Source organism: Natronincola ferrireducens (assembly GCF_900100845.1).
GTDB lineage: Bacteria > Bacillota > Clostridia > Peptostreptococcales > Natronincolaceae > Natronincola_B > Natronincola_B ferrireducens.
Map to the genome: position 1 here is coordinate 447,219 of NZ_FNFP01000002.1, position 18,122 is coordinate 465,340.

Consider the following 18,122-nt stretch of genomic DNA (forward strand, 5'->3'; position numbering starts at 1 on the left):
ATTGTATAGTTATTGTGTATATAGGATATTCATTATAGCTTTACTGTTAACTTGAAGGATAGGAGGTTTTCCTGTTTTGCATTTCTTTAAGCATAACCCAAACTGGTGATGCAATAAAAATAGATGAATAAGTACCACTAAGGACTCCAGCAATTAATGGCAATGCAAATACCTTCACTTGGTCTACTCCGAATAAATACAGTGCTACAATTGTCACCAATGTAGTCAATGATGTATTAATAGAACGAGTAATTGTTTGAGCAATACTGTCATTTGCTACCTGTTGGAAATTAGACTTTTTAATAAATTTCACATTTTCTCTTATTCTATCAAATACTACAATCGTATCATTGATGGAGTACCCTAGTATCGTTAGCATAGCAGCTACAAAAGGGCTGTTGATAGGTATTCTAAAGATAGAATACACTGCTAATACCACTAAAAGGTCATGCAATAGAGCTGTAATCGCAGCTATACCAAATCTCAATTCAAACCTAAAGGTAATATAAATTAACATACCAATAGCTGATATAATCATAGATAAAAACGCTTTGTTTTGAATTTCTCTTCCCACTGTAGGTCCAAATTGATTGGCTATTAAAGGTTCATCTGTTTGTAGATTATATTTTTCTTTAAATTGGTTAAATATTTCAGCTCGAGTACGACTATCTAAGTCTTCTGTAGTTCTAAATTGAACAATAGTTCTATCAGGACCTATGAAGCTGATACTAGCATTAGGATCAAATTGATTAGTGATTTCTCTTATCTCTGCTACTTCCACCTGTTGCTCTAGTTCTATTTCCATTTGGGTTCCCCCAGTAAAATCAATACCTAAGTTGAAGCCCCTTACTAAAGATAGGGCTAAGCCTATAATGATAATAACAGTTGATATGGAAAACCATATTTTTCTATTTTCTATAATCTTCATTTTCTTTCCCCCCTTATGCTCCAAATAGCTTGCTATTTTTTGTTAAGTTCATTCCAATAATTAGTTTTAGTAAAAATCTGGTAATAACAATAGCAGTAAACATACTTACTACAATCCCTATAATTAGAGTAATAGCAAATCCTCTAATAGGGCCTGTCCCAAATTGATACAATACAATTCCTGCAATAAGGGTAGTAATGTTTGAGTCTAAAATTGCTCTTAAAGCCCGCTTAAACCCAGCATCTATGGCTGAACGGACTGTTTTTCCGGCTCTCAACTCTTCTTTAAGTCTTTCAAATATAATAACATTAGCGTCTACCGCCATACCAACTGATAGTATTAAAGCCGCAATACCTGGTAATGTCAAAGTGGCATTTAAAGCAACCAATACTCCTAAAACTAATAGAATAAATATTATTAATGCTATACTCGCTATAAATCCGGGAATTCTATAGTAGATTAACATAAATAATAATACAAGAATAATACCAATTTTAGCAGCGTATATACTTCTCTGCAATGCATTTACACCAAGAGTAGCTGTAATTGTTGAGGTTTCTACCTCTGTTAAATTCACAGGCAAAGCACCACCACGAATTAAGGCAGCTAGTTGGGATGCTGATTCAACGGTGAAGTTACCGCTGATATGGCCTCGTCCATTTGGTATAGTATTATTTACAATAGGACTAGAAATAATTTCATCATCTAAAATAATAAAAATAGGTTCTCCAATATGCTGTGCTGTAGCTTCGGCAAAATTTTTAGTACCTTCACTATCCAATTCGAATTCAACAACAGGGTGAGCTTCTCCACTTATAAAAGTAGCTTCTGCTTTTTTTACGTTTCCTCCTGTTACTACAACTTCTCCCTCAGGAGTGATGAATTGTAATTGGGCAGTCTTTCCAATCATATCCAATGCTTCTTGGGCATTTTCAACTCCTGGCAGCTCAATTCGAATTCTTTTTTCTCCCTCTCTAACAATGGATGGTTCTGTAAGGCCCATAGCATCTACCCTACGTCTAAACACTTCTATTGTTTGGTTAATGGTTTGGTCCAGTTCTCTTCCAGTTTCATCGGTCTCAGCCTCATAAACTACATAAACGCCACCCTTTAAATCTAGACCTTGGTTGATGGCTTCTTGTACAGGTCTTATCCTTACTTCTCCTACCTGAATACCATTAAATGCAGTATAGGTTGTTAAAACTACTAATGCTATGATGACAAAAAATAGCAATGCATTTTTTAATTTCACTTATTATTCCTCCTAACTTTTACATAAGTACCATAAACTTAATTATATATGGTTAAAGTTTATACGTCAATGAATGGGTATCCATTGACATAATAGTGTAATATTATTCTTTGTGCTTTTCTCCATATCTAATATAGGACTCAGCTGATGTTCGTATACCTATTTTTTCTTCCTCTGTTAATTCTCTTACAACCTTTGCTGGAGAGCCTATAGCTAATACTCCCGATGGAATTTTCTTTCCAGGAGGTACTAGGCTACCTGCTCCTATTATTGTTTCCTCTCCAATTTCTGCCCCATCCAATATAATAGTACCCATACCAATTAAAACATTGTTTCCTATCCTGCAGGCATGGATAATAGCACTATGTCCTATAGTAATATTATCTCCTATAATTGTAGGATAAAGGTGACTGATGTGGACAACGGAGCCATCTTGAATATTAGTGCTTTTTCCTATTTTTATATAATTGTCATCTCCCCTGAGGACAGCCTTGTACCAGATACTAGAACCTTCTCCAATAGTTACATCACCAATTATATCTGCTGTTTCTGCTATGAAGCAACTTTCATGGATACTTGGTTTCTTCTCCTTTAAAGCCTTAATCATTTTTACTCCTCCTCCATTAATTTGGCTTGTATTGTTAAAGCACATTCTATACGCTTTTTTTCCATTTCACAGCCAATATTATAGGGCACATAAATATCTTGATTAAAATTATAGGCATTTGCATGACATCCACCACTGCAGTAAAATTTAGCCCAGCACTCCCTACAGGCTTCCTTATTATAAACATGGGCATTTGAAAAATCATCGTACTTAGACTTATCTAATGTATTATCGAGAACGCTACCTAGCTTAAAGCTTTCATTGCCAACAAATTGATGACAAGGATAAAGCTCTCCTTGGGGGGTAACAGCTAAATATTCCGCTCCTGCACCACAGCCTAGTAGTCTTTTAATCACACAGGGGCCTTGGTTTAGATCAATCATAAAATGGAAAAAATTTAAATCTTTGCCTATTTTTTTTCTTTTTATGCATTCTTCGGCTAAATCCTCGTATTCCTTCATAACCCGAGGTAGATCCTCTTCTGTGATTGCATAATCCTGGTCTACTGTAGCCACTACTGGCTCTACAGAAACATGCTTAAAACCTAAATCAGCTAAATGTAAAACATCCTTTGCAAAATCCAAATTGTGTTTAGTAAAAGTTCCTCTGACATAATAGTTTTCATGATTTCTTTTTTCAGCCATCTCTAATAATTTAGGTATAATAATATTATAGGTGCCTTCACCTGTAACAGTATATCGCATATGATCATTTACTTCTTTTCTACCATCTATGCTTAAGACTACATTGTACATATTCTTATTAATGTAATCCATGTTATCTTTGTTAAGCAAAACGCCGTTAGTGGTTATTGTAAATCTTATATTTTTATTATATTCTACTTCCTTCTCACGACCGTAGTCTACAATTTCTTTAATGACATCAAAGTTCATTAAAGGTTCTCCACCAAAAAAATCCACTTCTAAATTTCTTCTATTCCCAGAGTTTTGTAACAAAAAATCAATTGCTTTTTTGCCTACATGTGAGGTCATTAAACTTCTATCCCCTTTAAAATCACCTTGAGATGCAAAACAATATTTACAACGTATATTACAGTCATGGGCTATATGTAAGCATAGGGCTTTTACCACTGTTTTTTTATTTTTAAAAGCTTCGTGCTGTAGATAATTTTCTTTAGAAAATAGTAGACCATTGTCTATTAGGGTATTTATTTCCTTTATACCCTCTATAATTTGCTCTCTACTATACTTGTCCTCTAATAAATCAATGACTTTATCTTCAGGTGTTTGGGGATAATGATCTAATATATCATAAACTAATTGATCAATTACATGAACACCACCGCTATTAACATCTAACAAAATATTTATATTACCTTGTGAAAATTTATGAATCATTCTAATAAGGTGCTCCTTTCTTAGTAATACTATCCATATCTATTTTATATAATTGATTGATAGTATTCAAGAAAAAACAGCAGTGATTAAATACTGCTGCCTTCCTTTATGTATTTGACTTTAATATTATTGATTTTCACATTGTTGATTTGCAACTGTACATGAGGTTTTGCAAGCTGATTGACAGGAGGTTTGACACTCACCACAACCGCCCTTTGCTGCACTTTGAGACAAATTAGCGCTACTTAATGTTTTAATATGCTTCATCTTTCAGACTCCTTTCAAATATAATGTCCGATAAAATTATATCATAATGCTTAGGAAAAAAAAACAATTTATTTTAGATTTATTCCTATCATTCCCCCTATAACCCCTGTGACAATGCCGATTATCACTCTATAATAAACACTAGTATCTATTATATAGTCTGTTATGAAGACTTTGCTAAAAATAATGAGAATAAGAATATAGATTAGACCAATTACAGCCCCTTGAAGCCAACCCCTTTTTTTAGTATGAACTGCTGTATAAATCGATGCATAGGCTATGCTTAATATCATAATAACAGAAGTTAATATAGGAATAATCCCTTCGCCTAAGCTTGTATAGGTAATTAATATACCACTAAGTAAAAACAATATTAAGGATAAAACATATCCTCTAATTAATCCTTTCCCATAAACCCATATATTAAAAGTATCTCCTGTACCCCTGGTAATACTACCCTTCATCATTACACCTCCATCATCATTTTATTAATAAATATGCAGGTGTAGAGTAAATATTCCCTCTTAACTATAAATAATTGTCAAAAATAGGCAAAACAGTGGATCAACCACTGTTTACATTTAGTACAATTATTTATTTGCCTTTGCTTTCATTCATAACATTCCCTACAGCCCATTTAGCAACTGTAAGCTTTGTTTTATCCGCCCCTACTTCAATAGTAATAACATCTTCTTTAATCTTTAAGATACTGCCATAGATTCCACCAATTGTAACAATTTCATCTCCAACTTTAAGGTTGTTACGCATTTCTTTTGTCTTCTTTTCCCTCTTTTGTTGTGGACGAATAATCAAAAAGTAGAAAATAGCTAAGAACCCTAAAGGTATAATCAAACCGGTAAAGTTTTGCATATCTTTCCCCCTCTCCTCTTACTAAGATTACATATTCAACATTTGTCTTAGATTTCCTCTTTTTTGTTTAAATTAATTTTAGTTATCTAAATGGTTTTAAGTGTTTTTATACTGTTAATTTCCCCCAAAACCTCCATCCTATACGTCATAGCCATATTTAACAAAGAAGTTTTTACGGTAATCCAACAGTCTATCCTCCTTAATCGCCTGTCGAATTTCCTCCATAAGCTTCAGTAGGAAATATAGGTTGTGATGGGACATTAATCGAAGTCCTAGGACTTCATTGGCTTTAAATAAATGACGCAAATAAGCCTTTGAGTAGTTTTTACATGTATAACAGTCACACTCTGGATCAAGTCCCGTAAAATCTTCGGTGTGTTTTGCATTTTTAATAACTACTTTTCCATGACTTGTCATAGCGGTTCCATTTCGAGCAATTCTAGTGGGCAGGACACAATCAAACATATCAATTCCTCTTATAACTCCCTCTATCAAACAATCAGGGCTCCCTACCCCCATCAAATATCTAGGTTTATTTTTAGGCATGAAGGGTGTCGTATATTCTAACACTTCATACATTAAAGGCTTTGGTTCTCCTACGCTTAAGCCCCCTACAGCATATCCAGGGAAATCTAGCTCTAATAATTCTTCAGCACTTTGCTTTCTTAAATCTCCATACATACCACCTTGAATAATACCAAAAAGGCTTTGATTCTCTATGTTTTTGTGGGCATCCTTACATCTTTTAGCCCATCTAGTTGTCCGTTCCAATGAATTTTTTACATACTCTCTATCGGCAGGATAAGGAGCACATTCATCGAAAACCATCATGATATCAGAACCTAAGGCATTTTGTATTTCTACAGCCTTTTCAGGGCTAATAAAGTGCTTGGACCCGTCTAAATGGGATCTGAACTCCACTCCTTCCTCGGATATCTTTCTAAGATCTCCTAAACTAAATACTTGGAAGCCTCCACTATCGGTGAGAATTGGTTTGTCCCAATTCATAAACCTATGAAGTCCCCCAGCTTTTTTTACTAATTCATGTCCCGGTCTTAGATATAAATGATAGGTGTTGCTAAGGATAATCTGTGATTTAATGTCCTTGAGTTCTTCTGGTGTCATGGTTTTGACAGTGGCTTGAGTGCCCACTGGCATGAAGATAGGTGTTTCAATTACTCCACGAGCTGTGTGAATCTTACCTAATCTAGCACCACTCTGCTTGCACTCCTTAATTAATTCGTAGGTTAATGCCATAAAATTTCCTGCCTTTCTATTTAATAAACATTGCATCCCCAAAGCTAAAGAAGCGATATTTTTCCTTTACTGCTGTTGTGTAGGCATGCATTGTTTGATTTTTTTCTGCTAAAGCACTGACTAACATGATTAAAGTTGACTCTGGTAAATGAAAATTGGTAATAAGGTTATCTACAACTTTAAATTTATAGCCAGGATAAATAAAGATATCGGTCCAACCACTACCTTCCTTCATTTCTCCTGTAGCATTTGCCGCAGATTCTAAGGTTCTACAGCTAGTAGTCCCTACGGCTATTACTTTGCCACCCTGAATTTTCGTCTCATTAATGATCTTGGCAGCTTCTTCACTAATCATATAATACTCAGAATGCATTTTGTGACTTTCTATATCTTCTACCTTTACAGGTCTAAAGGTTCCTAAACCTACATGAAGGGTAATATAGGCTATTTTTACACCCTTTTTTTCAATTTGTTCCAGTAGTTCCTCTGTAAAATGTAGTCCAGCTGTAGGAGCAGCAGCTGAACCTTTGTTTTTAGAATATACCGTCTGGTAGCGTTCATTATCCTCTAGCGTTTCGGTGATATAGGGAGGCAGTGGCATTTTCCCCAACTGATCTAGAATATCTTCAAAAATTCCATCGTAATCAAACTCTACAATCCTAGAACCCTCTTCTCCAATGGCAATTACTTTCCCTTTAAGTACTCCACCGCCAAAGTTAAATGTAGTACCTATCTTAGCCTTTTTCCCAGGTTTCACTAAGGTCTCCCATGTATCTAGCTTTATTCTCTTTAACAATAAAAATTCTATTTTGCCACCAGTCCCTTCCTTCTCTCCAATTAACCTAGCGGGAAGAACTCTAGTATTATTTAACACAAGACAATCTCCAGCCTTTAAAAAATCAATTATATTATAAAAGAAAGTATGGGTGATTTCACCTGTTGTTTTATCTAATATCATTAATCGAGACTGGTCTCTTTTATCCAGTGGTTTTTGAGCAATTAATTCTTGGGGTAAATCAAAATAAAAGTCTTTTGTCCTCATCAATATTATTCCACCTTTGTACCTTTATAATAATGGGTAAGTATATCTAAATAGCTATAGCCTTCCTCTGCCATCTTTTTTGCTCCCCATTGACTCATACCTAAACCATGTCCAAAACCTTTCCCAACAAACTCAAATACATCCGAAGAAGTTACAGAGGAAACTTGAGAATTTTGTTCTGTACTTCTATAGTTTTTGCCATTATATATTTTTATATTAGAAGTATTTACAATTTGTGTAATTCCAGTTGATGAAACAATAGACTTGTTTGATAAATCAATAGAGTTAATTACACCATTGCTACTGATTACAGCTAGGTCTCCGCTGGTATTTTCACTTTTCCCTCCACCATTTACAGTAAACCATGTGCTTTTTAATTGTGTGTATCCACCTAAAACTCTTCTAGTATGTTCTTTTATCAAAACATAATTTCCTTGTGTTCCATAAATTATTAGTTCTTGGACCCTGCCATATTGAGATACGTTAGTAACTTTTATATCAATAATTTCACCTATATGAACATTTTCATTGCTTAGGAAGTTTCTAATTTGATCTTTTGTAAAGACCACTGTCCATTGGGAGTTTGGGGCTCCTAGAGAAAAGTCATCCTTAACACCTCTAATGTAGGGTGTAACTGCTGACCATACATTTTCACTATTTTCCGTATGGCCCCCACTATTAGAATGATAATAGGCATTGGCTATTTGTCCATTATAGGTTAGAATCCTTGAATGGGTTTCATCTACTGCTCTATTGCTATTTATATGCTCTAAAGCCCCCTGGCCGTTACTATGTCCACCATATACCTGAGATGTTGTGGTATTGCATAAATCAAAACCAAGGTTTCTAAATCTATTTATATTTGATACAGCATAGCTTCTAGCAACCACAGCTTGAGCTTTTAAAGCTTCTAAAGACCATAAAGCTGGCATTTCTCTTGGTACAACACCATATAGGTACTCCTGCAGCGGTAATTTGTTGACAATAGACATATTGCCATTGTTTAATTGGGTATTAGTCAAGCGTTTTGCTGTAATAGCACCCCGATAATATCTACCTTCAACATTTATTAAAGGTACATCTTGCTTAACATGGGCTTCACGGAAATAAATGTTCTCTTGACTATCGAACATAAGTAATGGTTGTCCTGTTGTATCCATTACTTGAACTCTAGTTAGTGATGGAGAAATAACCTTTGTAGTTTGATTAGTGATGTTTTGTATTTCACTGGCATTGGTCTGGGCCTGTTGTTGATCTATGTATAACCCTATAAATACCTTCCAACCACCTTCATAAACTAAATAGGGTTTATCCTTTAAACCGTTAAGGGATTTTATAAAAATAGATGCATCATTTTGACTATTGAATACCTCTCCAATTTGGACATGAAAGGGTCCCTGAAGGTTTGTTATATTGTCGATAGCTCCTGTATATTCTACGAAGGTTCTACCGGAACCCCTATAGTAGGTGTCCTTTCTTAATATAATTTCATTGTGGTCTGCCAGGTTTAGTAGGGTTATAAATTGGTTCTCAGGAAACCTGCCCACTTCAAATCCATGAACAGACTTTAAAAGAAGAGTTGATTTAGCAGTACTATTAAAGAATAAACCTACTTCTATATGTATAGGTATTTTAGATTTATCAAAGGCTAAAGTAGTTTGAATACTGGCTAATATCATAATGGTTATTAATAATAGTGTCAAAAGCAGCTTTCCTTTTCTCATGAAAAATTCATCCCCCTTGTTCAAAAACTTCTACAATTATCTCCTATCGTGTTTATTTCGACAAATGTTAGCATAATTCCTGTTGTGTGTATATCTGTAAAGAATTTGTAATATTACATCATCGTAAGGGGTTCTATCTTCTGAACAACAAATTTAAAATAACTGTTAATAGGATGCTAATAATAATACTGGTTACGAAAGGAAAATAAAAGGTGAAATTACCCCTCTGCAAAAAAATATCTCCAGGTAATTTTCCTAAACCAAATTTGCTTCCTATCAAGAGTAATCCCCCCAATAATAATATCACCATTCCAATAGTGATTAAAATTCTTCCCAAGGATTCCATTTTACAACTACTCCTTTTTATATGGAATATTAAAATGCTTATAAGCCTTGTCAGTTACTACTCTACCTCTAGGTGTTCTATTCATAAATCCTATTTGTAATAAATAGGGTTCATAAACATCTTCTATGGTATTTTTCTCTTCTCCAGTTGAAGCCGCTAAGGTATCTATACCTACAGGTCCGCCATTGAAGTTTTCAATAATTATTTCAATCACTTTCTTGTCTACACTATCTAGGCCTAGTTCATCGATTTCCAGCAATGTTAATGCTTGTTTGGCCACCGTTTCTGTTATTTTGCCATTAGCTCTAACTTCAGCATAGTCCCGTACCCGCTTCAACAGTCTGTTGGCAATTCGAGGGGTTCCTCTGGATCGGGATGCTATTTCTACTGCTCCCTCCACTTCAATGTCTACATTTAAAATATGTGCCGAACGTTTTACAATAGATGTCAATTGTTCAATATTATATAAATCTAATTTGCATATGACGCCAAATCGATCCCGTAAAGGTGATGTTAGCAAACCGGCCCTTGTTGTTGCTCCTATTAGAGTAAATTTACACAAATCCAAGCGAATAGATCTAGCACTGGGACCCTTACCTATAATAATATCTAAAGCGAAATCCTCCATAGCGGGGTATAATATTTCTTCCACACTTCTATTAAGTCGGTGTATTTCATCTATAAATAACACATCGTTTTCCGAAAGGTTCGTTAGTATAGCCGCTAAATCCCCTGGTCTTTCAATGGCAGGACCTGAGGTTATTCGTATGTTGACATTCATTTCATTGGCAATAATATTAGATAAGGTTGTTTTACCTAGTCCTGGGGGACCGTATAAAAGCACATGATCTAATGCTTCTTTTCTAGCAGTGGCCGCCTCAATAAATATCTTTAGCTTTTCTTTTACCTTATCCTGACCTATATAATTTTCCAGTTGTTTAGGCCTTAAACCATTCTCCACCTGATGGTCTTCACTACGTATATTACTTGTTACAATTCTTTCATCATTTTCTGAAAACATTCTTCCATCTCCATTCCTATCTCATTAGCAGCTTTAGGGCTTGTTTAATCATATCCTCCGTCGATAAGTTCTTATCTTTCATGGAATGCAGAACTTTTTCAACCTCCTGCTTACTATAGCCTAAGGCTCCTAAAGCCTCCACAACCTCATAGTGGCTTGCCATATCAATTGACATGTCCTCCTTTTCCATAACAAGGCTGTACTGACTAACTTTATCCTTTAATTCTACAATAATTCTCTCAGCAGTCTTTTTTCCTATGCCTGGGGCCTTAGAAATACTGTTTATATCCTTAGCTAAAATATGGGTTGCTAGTTTTTTAGGAGTATGGGTGGATAGTATGGATACTGCTGCTTTTGGACCTACTTTAGAAACTGATATTAGCTGTTGAAACATATGTAACTCATCTTTTGTAGTAAACCCATATAAGCTCATCTCATCTTCTTTTACTACAAGATAGGTAAAAATTGTAACCGTATCTCCTTTTTGTATACTACTTCCACTATTTAAAGAACTATGGATACGATAACCTATTCCTCCTACTTCAATAATGATTTTATCTAATAATACATCGCTTACTGTTCCCTTTATATATTCATACAATTTAATCCCTCCAAAGTCCTATCTTTATTTTAACCTAAACAAATCTTTAAAATTTCCTGAATGGGCGTGACAAACAGCTACAGCTAATGCATCAGCTACATCATCTGGCTTAGGAATTTTATCTAAATTTAGTATGGTTTTTATCATTTGTTGAACCTGGTGCTTTTCAGCCCTGCCATATCCTACAACCCCTTGTTTAACCTGTAGAGGTGTATATTCAAATATTTCTTTTTCATTGTTTGCGGCTGCCAGTACTGCAACTCCCCGGGCGTGGCCCACTAATAATGCCGTTTTAGCATTGGTATTAAAAAACAACTCCTCCACTGCTATAGCTTCTGGTTTGTATTTTTCTATTAGTTCATTTAATTCTCTATAAATTTTCTTTAAACGTTCTGGTGTAGGGGTTTTGCTGTCTGTTGTAATTGCCCCATAGGAAATGACTTCAAAGCGATTACCTATATAGCTGATAATACCATAGCCCATAATTGCGATTCCTGGGTCGATGCCTAATATAATCATAATTCATTCCTCCAGTCCTACGAAACAAGTTTCACTCTTTTACTCTTTAATTTTTGTCAATAAGTTGTTTGCTATTTCATAGTGTAACACATTATGTAGTAAAAATCGACATTTAGAAGAACAAAAATCACTAGGACTATACTAAAAAAACGACATAATCCTATATTATAATGGACTACATCGTTTTTATGGGTAAGAAGCTTTCTAGTTTTGTTGTATTGAGGAGATTTCCTATAAATTAAATCTCATTTTGCATTTATCAACTACTATAGTCTTCCAATAATTGATAAACCTCAGCTCTAGTTTTTCTAAAAATACCTCTTTTAAGCTTTTCTTGATCTACATGGGGGAGGACGGCAATAGAAATAGGTGTTTTTTCTATTAATATTCTATCTCCCCTCTCATCAATACGATAAATAGCGATATAGCCGTCACTTTCTGTAACAAGATAGGTGTTAAAATACTTAGGGCTTATAGCATCTTTTGTTTGGAATACCACTACTTCATCAGCCGAGAAATTTTCTACATCAAATAATAGATTATTTATTGTTAAATACTCCTGAAATCCTGTTTTATTTAATCCAATCATGGATTCAATGGGTAATAAAGTCTCTTCTAATGTGCTTTGACAAACAGTATAAAAGGTTTTATAAATTATTTTTGTCTCTTCCCCAATATTGTCCTCATAATGAGTTACAGGCCTTTCATCTTCTACCATGTCTATTGTATTTAGGTCCGGCTCTATGTCGTTAAGGTCTACTTCAGTTTCTAGATTTCCCTCTTCAGTAATTGGTGGTGGTTGATTTCCTGGAGGTGTTATTCGATAATATCCTATGAAAAATCCTGCAAAAATAAAACTAAAGGCTAGCAAAATAAAAATCATTTTAAAGGGAAATTTTTTTCTTCTTGTAAACATAAAATAACCTCCTTCTCTATCTAGGAGGTTATTTTATCCAATTTTTTTAAAATTATACTTTTACCAGTTAACTTGATAATTTTCATGTATGATTCTTTTTATACTGATACATACTAATAAAGAAATTTATTTATAATATAGCGAGGAGTTGAGGAATTGGACAGATTAGCTCTTATTCTAGTTATAATAGGCGCCCTAAACTGGGGACTTATAGGCTTATTTCAGTTTGATTTGGTAGCCTCTTTATTTGGTGGCCAATCTGCTTTATTAAGTCGGGCTGTCTATACATTAGTTGGAATTGCAGGTGCCTATTGTATTAGTCTATTGTTTAGAGAACGAACAACAACAAAAGAATAGTCATAAAATTTTAAAAGGAAATATTTGAAGTTGGCAAACCCACAAGCAAAAACTTGTGGGTTTGTCAATAATCTGAAGATAATACTTTTTTAGTACTGTCTTTTTTTTAAAAAACATGAAAATATTATATATTGTCCACCTACTAAAAGAGTTTAAGAGCATTGAACATTAGAATATTTTTTGTTAATATATAGAAAAATGGAGGTGGATTTATGAGCCAATTAGATTTTATTTATAAAAGACATAGTGTAAGAAAATTTAAGGATGTTATCATACCCCAAGAAGATATTTTAGAAATTATTAAAGCTGCTACATATGCTCCTTCTGGTAAGAACATGCAAAATTGGCATTTTGTTGTAGTAAAAAATTCAACCAAAATCCAAGAGGTGGCAAAAATTATTTATGATAAAACCCATGAAATTGCCAGCTATACAGATGATGAGGATTCAAAAAAGAATCTTCTAAAATTTATACATTATCATACCTTTTTTAAGGATGCTCCTGTGTTAATCTTAATATTTGCTGGTCCTTACGTCAGTGCAGCCTACGATATTTTAAAGGCTGTAGGCAAAGAAGTTGAAGCTAATGGGATTGCCATGGCTAACTCAGGAATCCAAAATATAGGTGCAGCTATGGAAAATTTATTACTGGCAGCAGCTAACAAGGGCTATGGTACTTGCTGGATGACAGGACCAAACTATGCTGCTAAAGAAATCCAAACTGCAGTGAATTTTAAAAAAGAAGGTTATTATCTAGCAGCTATGACACCTCTAGGAGTTCCAGAGGAAAGTGAGCTTACTAGTCCCCCAAGAAAACCTTTAGATGAAGTGTTAACGATAATAGAATAAGCGTAGCCTTTGGCTACGCTTTATTGCATTTCCCACAATATCCATATATCTCTAGTTTGTGATCTGTAGGTATAAAGTCGGATATCTGATTTATGGATTTATTTATTTCTTCCATGGGACAATATGTAGTGGTTTCAGTGCAACCACACTTTAAACAAATTAAATGATGATGATGATCATCTAGGTTTAGTTCATAACTATTTACACCATTATCTAAGTTAACACGTTTTATCAAGTCAGTATTCAACAGTACCTCTAAATTTCTATAAACAGTTGAAAAATTTAAAGAATGGTTATTTTTGCTGACAAGCTCATAAACCTCCGCAGCTGTTAATAGATGTTTTTGTGAGTTTAAAAACACATTTAAAATTGCTTTTCTCTGGGTGGTTATCTTGTAACCCTTTTTCTTAAGTAATATTTCTAATGCTTCCCTCAATAAAATCCTCTCCTAGAATTACTGGGGTATATAATTGGCGGGAGTACGTGGGAATCGAACCCACCCAAGAGGCTACTAACCCCTCGAACTGGTTTTGAAGACCAGAGGGCACACCAGCACCCATCTACTCCCATTATAAAAATAAGTGTTAATTATGTTATGACTAGTGTATTATAGCACATTATTTTTAATATGACAAGGATACTATTAACAAAATTTCCCACATGGGAATTTTTAACACTGTCCTTTTATTAATACAATGTCCTTCTATCCTCTAATCGTTTTGTGACCCTATTGTTATCAAAATATTCAAGTAATGCAACAGCATATTTTCTACTGGTATTTAATAAATCCCTAAACTCTGCTAAGGATATACTTCCATGCTTCTCAATATATTGAATTAATAGATCTTTTGATTTTTGATAAGCTTTCTCATGTAACACAATATCACTGCTGATTTTCATCAATTCCTTCGCCATCATAGACTCTAACACCTGTTCTATTTCCTGTTTTTTAAATTCCATAGACTTTATTACATCCTCTAACCTAGGGGTAGCGAAGGGTTCTTTCAAATAATTTTCTTCTAGTATAGATTTAATTTGAATCTGTGCTTTATTAAAGGAAATTTCAAAATCATATAAAGCAATATACTTTCCTAAAACCTTGATGATTTCATCCTTCTCAAGTAACGCTAATAAAGCATCTCCAGATTTACCAGCATTGTTAGGTATTAATTTTCCTTTGAACTCTTCTTTCATCATTCCTTGCCTCAAGGGGTTACTTTTATGATATTCCTTTAATAACCCTAAGGCTTTTTCTTTTATTTCTGTATAATAGCTTTGATGTAATACATTTGTATTATTTAGGAGCAACACTCTATTCACTGCTACTAGATGGGTAACTAGCTTTTTCACTTCATCGATTTGTTGAACCGTTGTCTTTGCAAGATAAGCAGCATCTGGAAACTGATTGCTATATCTTTCTATATGTTTCTCTAAAATATCCTCAGGGGTTCCTTTTTCTTTAATAGCTAACTCTTGTATAACTCTTTTATCAAACCTTTTATGTTTTTGAGGGTTATTGTCAATAACAATGGCACCGCCAATTGTTTCTATAGGGGAATAAAATCTCACTACAATATGATCTCCTTTTTTTACAGCAATAGATTCCTCCAGTCTAAGCTGCACAAAATCACTTTCTCCAGGGGAAAGTTCTTGCTTTTCCAGCAGCATAATTCTTCCAAAGATTTCTGTTGAACCATGATATAATCTAACCCTGTCTCTATTTTGTATGACTCTTGAAACATCCTTTAATGTCTTTATTCTTACGTCTATCATCATGGTGGTTTCCATAGAATTGACTTGAGCTAGAACGTATCCCCTCTCAATATCTTCTTTTTTTATATTGGCTAGATTAATGGCCACCCTCTGACCAGCATAAGCAGTCTCTACAGAGTTGCCATGGACTTGTATGTTTCTAATCCTAACTTTAATTTTTTGAGGTAATATTTCTAAAGTATCTTCAACAGTTATTTTGCCTTCTACCAAAGTTCCTGTAACAACTGTACCAAAACCTGTAATGGTAAATACCCTATCGATAGGCATTCTTACAGGTGCATTTATATTTCTACTTTCTGTTTCATCGGTTAACTGATCAATGATAGTTATCAGTTCTTTAATACCTGTCCCCCCAACAGAATCCACCACCATCATTTTTGCATTTTCTAAAAAAGTGGATTTTACCTTTTGTCTTATATCTTCTTTAATTAATTGTAACCACTCTTCATCTACTAAACTTTCCTTAGTAATAACGATAATACCTTTTTTGATATTTAACAGAGATAAGATGTCTAAATGTTCTTTTGTTTGAGGCATGACCCCTTCATCAGCAGCAACTACTAGTAGAACAATGTCCATACCCCCTACACCAGCTAGCATATGTTTAATAAATTTCTCGTGTCCAGGCACATCTATAATTCCTGCTCTTCTGCCACTGGGTAAATCAAAGTGAGTGAATCCTAATTCAATAGAAATACCCCTTTTCTTTTCTTCTTTTAATCTATCGGTACTGCGACCTGTTAAAGCCTTTATCAGTGTTGTCTTTCCGTGGTCGATATGTCCTGCTGTCCCTATAACTATATTTTTCAATTAAGACCACCCCTTTATTTCGTAGTAATATCTCTAAGTCCTTCGTTAATAATATGATAGTCTGCTTCTTTAAGGGTCCGTAAATCTAGCACTATCTGATCATCTTGAATTCTTGTGATAATGGGTATAGTATAAGTTCTTAGCTTTTCTTCAAGCTTTGATACACTCATACTATTAGGCTTTACAGTAATTACCTTGGTAGGAAGCTTTGCTAATGGTAAAGAGCCACCCCCTACCTGTGAAAAATCATCCTTAATTTCTAATTGGAAATTCGAATTATTTGTCAATAGAATATCGTAAAGCTTTTGGGCTTCATCCTGTAGAAAGTCCAGTGATTTTGTTAGCATTTTTAAGGTTGGTATGCTACTAATCATTTTTTCTTCATCCAATAAATACAGTTTTAATGTAGCTTCTAACGCTACCATTGTTAACTTGTCTATTCTAAATGCTCTTGTTAATGGATTTTTTTTCATTTCATCAATCCATTTTTTCTTTCCCACGATAATACCTGCTTGCGGTCCACCCAAGAGCTTATCTCCACTGAAGGTAACAATATCTACCCCTGAGGCTACACTTTCTTGAACAGTTGGTTCATAGGTTAATCCATATTTTTGTAAATCTACTAAAACACCACTTCCCAGATCTTCAATAACAGGTATGCCACTTTTATTGCCTAATGCTACTAAGTCCTTTAAGGCTACCTCTTTTGTGAAACCTAAAATTTTGTAATTGCTTGTATGAACCTTTAATAAAGCCGATGTATCTTCCCCTATTGCTTTTTCATAATCCCATAGATGAGTTTTATTGGTGGTTCCAACATCTACAAGCTTTGCTCCACTTTGTTCCATAACATCAGGAACTCTAAAGGCCCCCCCTATTTCAACTAGTTCTCCTCTTGAAACTACCACCTCTCTGTCTTTGGCCATCGTACTTAACACCAGCATAACTGCTGCAGCATTGTTATTAACCACCAATGCTTCTTCAGCACCAGTTATATGTTTTATGATATCTACAACATGGCTATAACGACTACCTCTTTTGCCAGTTGCTATATCTAACTCTAGGTTTGAATAGCTAGATGCTACTGTCCATACTTGATCTTTTATTTCATCACTTAAAAGGGATCTTCCTAAATTTGTATGTAAAACAACACCAGTTCCATTGATTACTTGTCTTAAATTCATTGCCATAAATTTTTTGCTTTCTATAACAATATTTTTAATTAATTTGTTGATATCTATATAAATCTTAGCTAGGTCATCATCCTTCATATTTAAGATTTCCGTTCTATAACTTTGTAAAGAGCTTCTAGTATTGTTTACTACAACTGTTCTTGGAATCTCCTCAATAAGTTTTTGTATATCTTCATGATTCAATAATTGATCTACCGAGGGTAAGCTACTCAATATGGATTTCTTTTTCATCTTTTATCTCTCCTCAAAAGCCAATATTTTCTAAAGTATAACATATTCTTTATTATAATATACTCCCCCTAAAAACTCCAATTTTGTTAATGGGTGCACAATATTCTAAATTGTCTTAATATTTGTTCCATTGTTTAAATAAATATGTTACAATTTAATTGAATTTAATTGTTAATATAATGATAGTAGTTGTTCTATTTTT

The 18,122-nt window shown here is 34.2% G+C and carries 20 protein-coding genes and 1 tRNA gene; 2 read left to right on the plus strand and 19 right to left on the minus strand.

From position 1 onward, the window contains the following. Positions 1-46: 46 nt before the first annotated feature. From secF to BLS22_RS07750, 15 genes are all read right to left on the minus strand, one after another. Positions 47-928 (minus strand): protein translocase subunit SecF, encoded by an 882-nt coding sequence (gene secF / locus BLS22_RS15095; protein WP_176762097.1) that lies wholly within the window; start codon positions 926-928, stop codon positions 47-49. A 13-nt stretch (positions 929-941) separates the two neighbouring features. Then, on the minus strand, positions 942-2,180 hold the full coding sequence (gene secD / locus BLS22_RS15100) for a protein translocase subunit SecD (protein ID WP_176762098.1): 1,239 nt from the start codon (positions 2,178-2,180) through the stop codon (positions 942-944). Positions 2,181-2,283: 103 nt separating this feature from the next. Next, a complete protein-coding gene (locus BLS22_RS07690; RefSeq protein ID WP_090553069.1) occupies positions 2,284-2,787 on the minus strand; it encodes a gamma carbonic anhydrase family protein in 504 nt (167 codons plus the stop codon). 2 nt (positions 2,788-2,789) lie between these two features. Beyond that, complete coding sequence (scfB, locus tag BLS22_RS07695) at positions 2,790-4,145, minus strand: thioether cross-link-forming SCIFF peptide maturase (RefSeq protein ID WP_090553072.1); 1,356 nt, start codon at positions 4,143-4,145, stop codon at positions 2,790-2,792. Positions 4,146-4,271: 126 nt separating this feature from the next. Then, positions 4,272-4,412, minus strand: coding sequence for a six-cysteine ranthipeptide SCIFF (scfA, locus tag BLS22_RS07700; protein ID WP_090553074.1), 141 nt, complete (start codon positions 4,410-4,412; stop codon positions 4,272-4,274). A gap of 68 nt (positions 4,413-4,480) precedes the next feature. Further along, the gene (locus BLS22_RS07705; RefSeq protein ID WP_244269496.1) at positions 4,481-4,876 is read right to left on the minus strand and encodes a TIGR04086 family membrane protein; all 396 of its coding nucleotides are present in this window, start codon (positions 4,874-4,876) and stop codon (positions 4,481-4,483) included. A 130-nt stretch (positions 4,877-5,006) separates the two neighbouring features. Continuing rightward, complete coding sequence (yajC, locus tag BLS22_RS07710) at positions 5,007-5,282, minus strand: preprotein translocase subunit YajC (protein ID WP_090553080.1); 276 nt, start codon at positions 5,280-5,282, stop codon at positions 5,007-5,009. Positions 5,283-5,420: 138 nt separating this feature from the next. Further along, positions 5,421-6,539, minus strand: coding sequence for a tRNA guanosine(34) transglycosylase Tgt (tgt, locus tag BLS22_RS07715; protein ID WP_090553291.1), 1,119 nt, complete (start codon positions 6,537-6,539; stop codon positions 5,421-5,423). A gap of 16 nt (positions 6,540-6,555) precedes the next feature. Next, positions 6,556-7,581 carry a tRNA preQ1(34) S-adenosylmethionine ribosyltransferase-isomerase QueA gene (gene queA, locus BLS22_RS07720; RefSeq protein ID WP_090553292.1) on the minus strand — a complete coding sequence of 342 codons (1,026 nt, stop codon included), beginning with the start codon at positions 7,579-7,581 and terminating at the stop codon, positions 6,556-6,558. A 5-nt stretch (positions 7,582-7,586) separates the two neighbouring features. Beyond that, a complete protein-coding gene (locus tag BLS22_RS07725; protein WP_090553083.1) occupies positions 7,587-9,305 on the minus strand; it encodes a SpoIID/LytB domain-containing protein in 1,719 nt (572 codons plus the stop codon). Positions 9,306-9,438: 133 nt separating this feature from the next. Continuing rightward, positions 9,439-9,651: a DUF2905 domain-containing protein gene (locus BLS22_RS07730; protein WP_090553085.1), complete on the minus strand. Its 213-nt coding sequence runs from the start codon at positions 9,649-9,651 to the stop codon at positions 9,439-9,441. 7 nt (positions 9,652-9,658) lie between these two features. Continuing rightward, entirely contained in the window at positions 9,659-10,672 is a 1,014-nt protein-coding gene (gene ruvB / locus BLS22_RS07735) for a Holliday junction branch migration DNA helicase RuvB (RefSeq protein ID WP_090553088.1), read from the minus strand. Between the two features lie 16 nt (positions 10,673-10,688). Continuing rightward, positions 10,689-11,273, minus strand: a complete 585-nt coding sequence (ruvA, locus tag BLS22_RS07740; RefSeq protein ID WP_090553090.1) for a Holliday junction branch migration protein RuvA — start codon at positions 11,271-11,273, stop codon at positions 10,689-10,691. Positions 11,274-11,297: 24 nt separating this feature from the next. Beyond that, positions 11,298-11,792 carry a crossover junction endodeoxyribonuclease RuvC gene (gene ruvC / locus BLS22_RS07745; RefSeq protein ID WP_090553093.1) on the minus strand — a complete coding sequence of 165 codons (495 nt, stop codon included), beginning with the start codon at positions 11,790-11,792 and terminating at the stop codon, positions 11,298-11,300. Positions 11,793-12,051: 259 nt separating this feature from the next. Beyond that, positions 12,052-12,708 carry a BofC C-terminal domain-containing protein gene (locus BLS22_RS07750; RefSeq protein WP_090553095.1) on the minus strand — a complete coding sequence of 219 codons (657 nt, stop codon included), beginning with the start codon at positions 12,706-12,708 and terminating at the stop codon, positions 12,052-12,054. A gap of 156 nt (positions 12,709-12,864) precedes the next feature. Here BLS22_RS07750 and BLS22_RS07755 point away from each other — a divergent pair, with 156 nt between their 5' ends. Continuing rightward, entirely contained in the window at positions 12,865-13,065 is a 201-nt protein-coding gene (locus BLS22_RS07755; protein ID WP_090553098.1) for a DUF378 domain-containing protein, read from the plus strand. 212 nt (positions 13,066-13,277) lie between these two features. Further along, positions 13,278-13,913, plus strand: a complete 636-nt coding sequence (locus tag BLS22_RS07760; RefSeq protein WP_090553101.1) for a nitroreductase family protein — start codon at positions 13,278-13,280, stop codon at positions 13,911-13,913. A gap of 13 nt (positions 13,914-13,926) precedes the next feature. Here the strand turns inward: BLS22_RS07760 and BLS22_RS07765 are convergent, their stop codons facing one another. From BLS22_RS07765 to selA, 4 genes are all read right to left on the minus strand, one after another. Then, positions 13,927-14,349 carry a Fur family transcriptional regulator gene (locus tag BLS22_RS07765; RefSeq protein WP_176762099.1) on the minus strand — a complete coding sequence of 141 codons (423 nt, stop codon included), beginning with the start codon at positions 14,347-14,349 and terminating at the stop codon, positions 13,927-13,929. A gap of 35 nt (positions 14,350-14,384) precedes the next feature. Next, a tRNA-Sec gene (locus tag BLS22_RS07770) sits at positions 14,385-14,481 on the minus strand. 119 nt (positions 14,482-14,600) lie between these two features. Further along, positions 14,601-16,496, minus strand: a complete 1,896-nt coding sequence (gene selB / locus BLS22_RS07775; RefSeq protein ID WP_090553106.1) for a selenocysteine-specific translation elongation factor — start codon at positions 16,494-16,496, stop codon at positions 14,601-14,603. A gap of 14 nt (positions 16,497-16,510) precedes the next feature. Continuing rightward, entirely contained in the window at positions 16,511-17,920 is a 1,410-nt protein-coding gene (gene selA / locus BLS22_RS07780) for an L-seryl-tRNA(Sec) selenium transferase (protein ID WP_090553109.1), read from the minus strand. Positions 17,921-18,122 lie beyond the last annotated feature (202 nt).

Coding starts and splice junctions, on each gene's coding strand:
- ruvB (WP_090553088.1), bottom strand. CDS start 10,672: ATGTTTTCAGAAAATGATGAAAGAATTGTAACAAGTAATATACGTAGT.
- queA (WP_090553292.1), bottom strand. CDS start 7,581: ATGAGGACAAAAGACTTTTATTTTGATTTACCCCAAGAATTAATTGCT.
- BLS22_RS07760 (WP_090553101.1), top strand. CDS start 13,278: ATGAGCCAATTAGATTTTATTTATAAAAGACATAGTGTAAGAAAATTT.
- BLS22_RS07750 (WP_090553095.1), bottom strand. CDS start 12,708: ATGTTTACAAGAAGAAAAAAATTTCCCTTTAAAATGATTTTTATTTTG.
- scfB (WP_090553072.1), bottom strand. CDS start 4,145: ATGATTCATAAATTTTCACAAGGTAATATAAATATTTTGTTAGATGTT.
- tgt (WP_090553291.1), bottom strand. CDS start 6,539: ATGGCATTAACCTACGAATTAATTAAGGAGTGCAAGCAGAGTGGTGCT.
- BLS22_RS07705 (WP_244269496.1), bottom strand. CDS start 4,876: ATGAAGGGTAGTATTACCAGGGGTACAGGAGATACTTTTAATATATGG.
- secF (WP_176762097.1), bottom strand. CDS start 928: ATGAAGATTATAGAAAATAGAAAAATATGGTTTTCCATATCAACTGTT.
- BLS22_RS07690 (WP_090553069.1), bottom strand. CDS start 2,787: ATGATTAAGGCTTTAAAGGAGAAGAAACCAAGTATCCATGAAAGTTGC.
- scfA (WP_090553074.1), bottom strand. CDS start 4,412: ATGAAGCATATTAAAACATTAAGTAGCGCTAATTTGTCTCAAAGTGCA.
- BLS22_RS07730 (WP_090553085.1), bottom strand. CDS start 9,651: ATGGAATCCTTGGGAAGAATTTTAATCACTATTGGAATGGTGATATTA.
- ruvC (WP_090553093.1), bottom strand. CDS start 11,792: ATGATTATATTAGGCATCGACCCAGGAATCGCAATTATGGGCTATGGT.
- selA (WP_090553109.1), bottom strand. CDS start 17,920: ATGAAAAAGAAATCCATATTGAGTAGCTTACCCTCGGTAGATCAATTA.
- yajC (WP_090553080.1), bottom strand. CDS start 5,282: ATGCAAAACTTTACCGGTTTGATTATACCTTTAGGGTTCTTAGCTATT.
- BLS22_RS07725 (WP_090553083.1), bottom strand. CDS start 9,305: ATGAGAAAAGGAAAGCTGCTTTTGACACTATTATTAATAACCATTATG.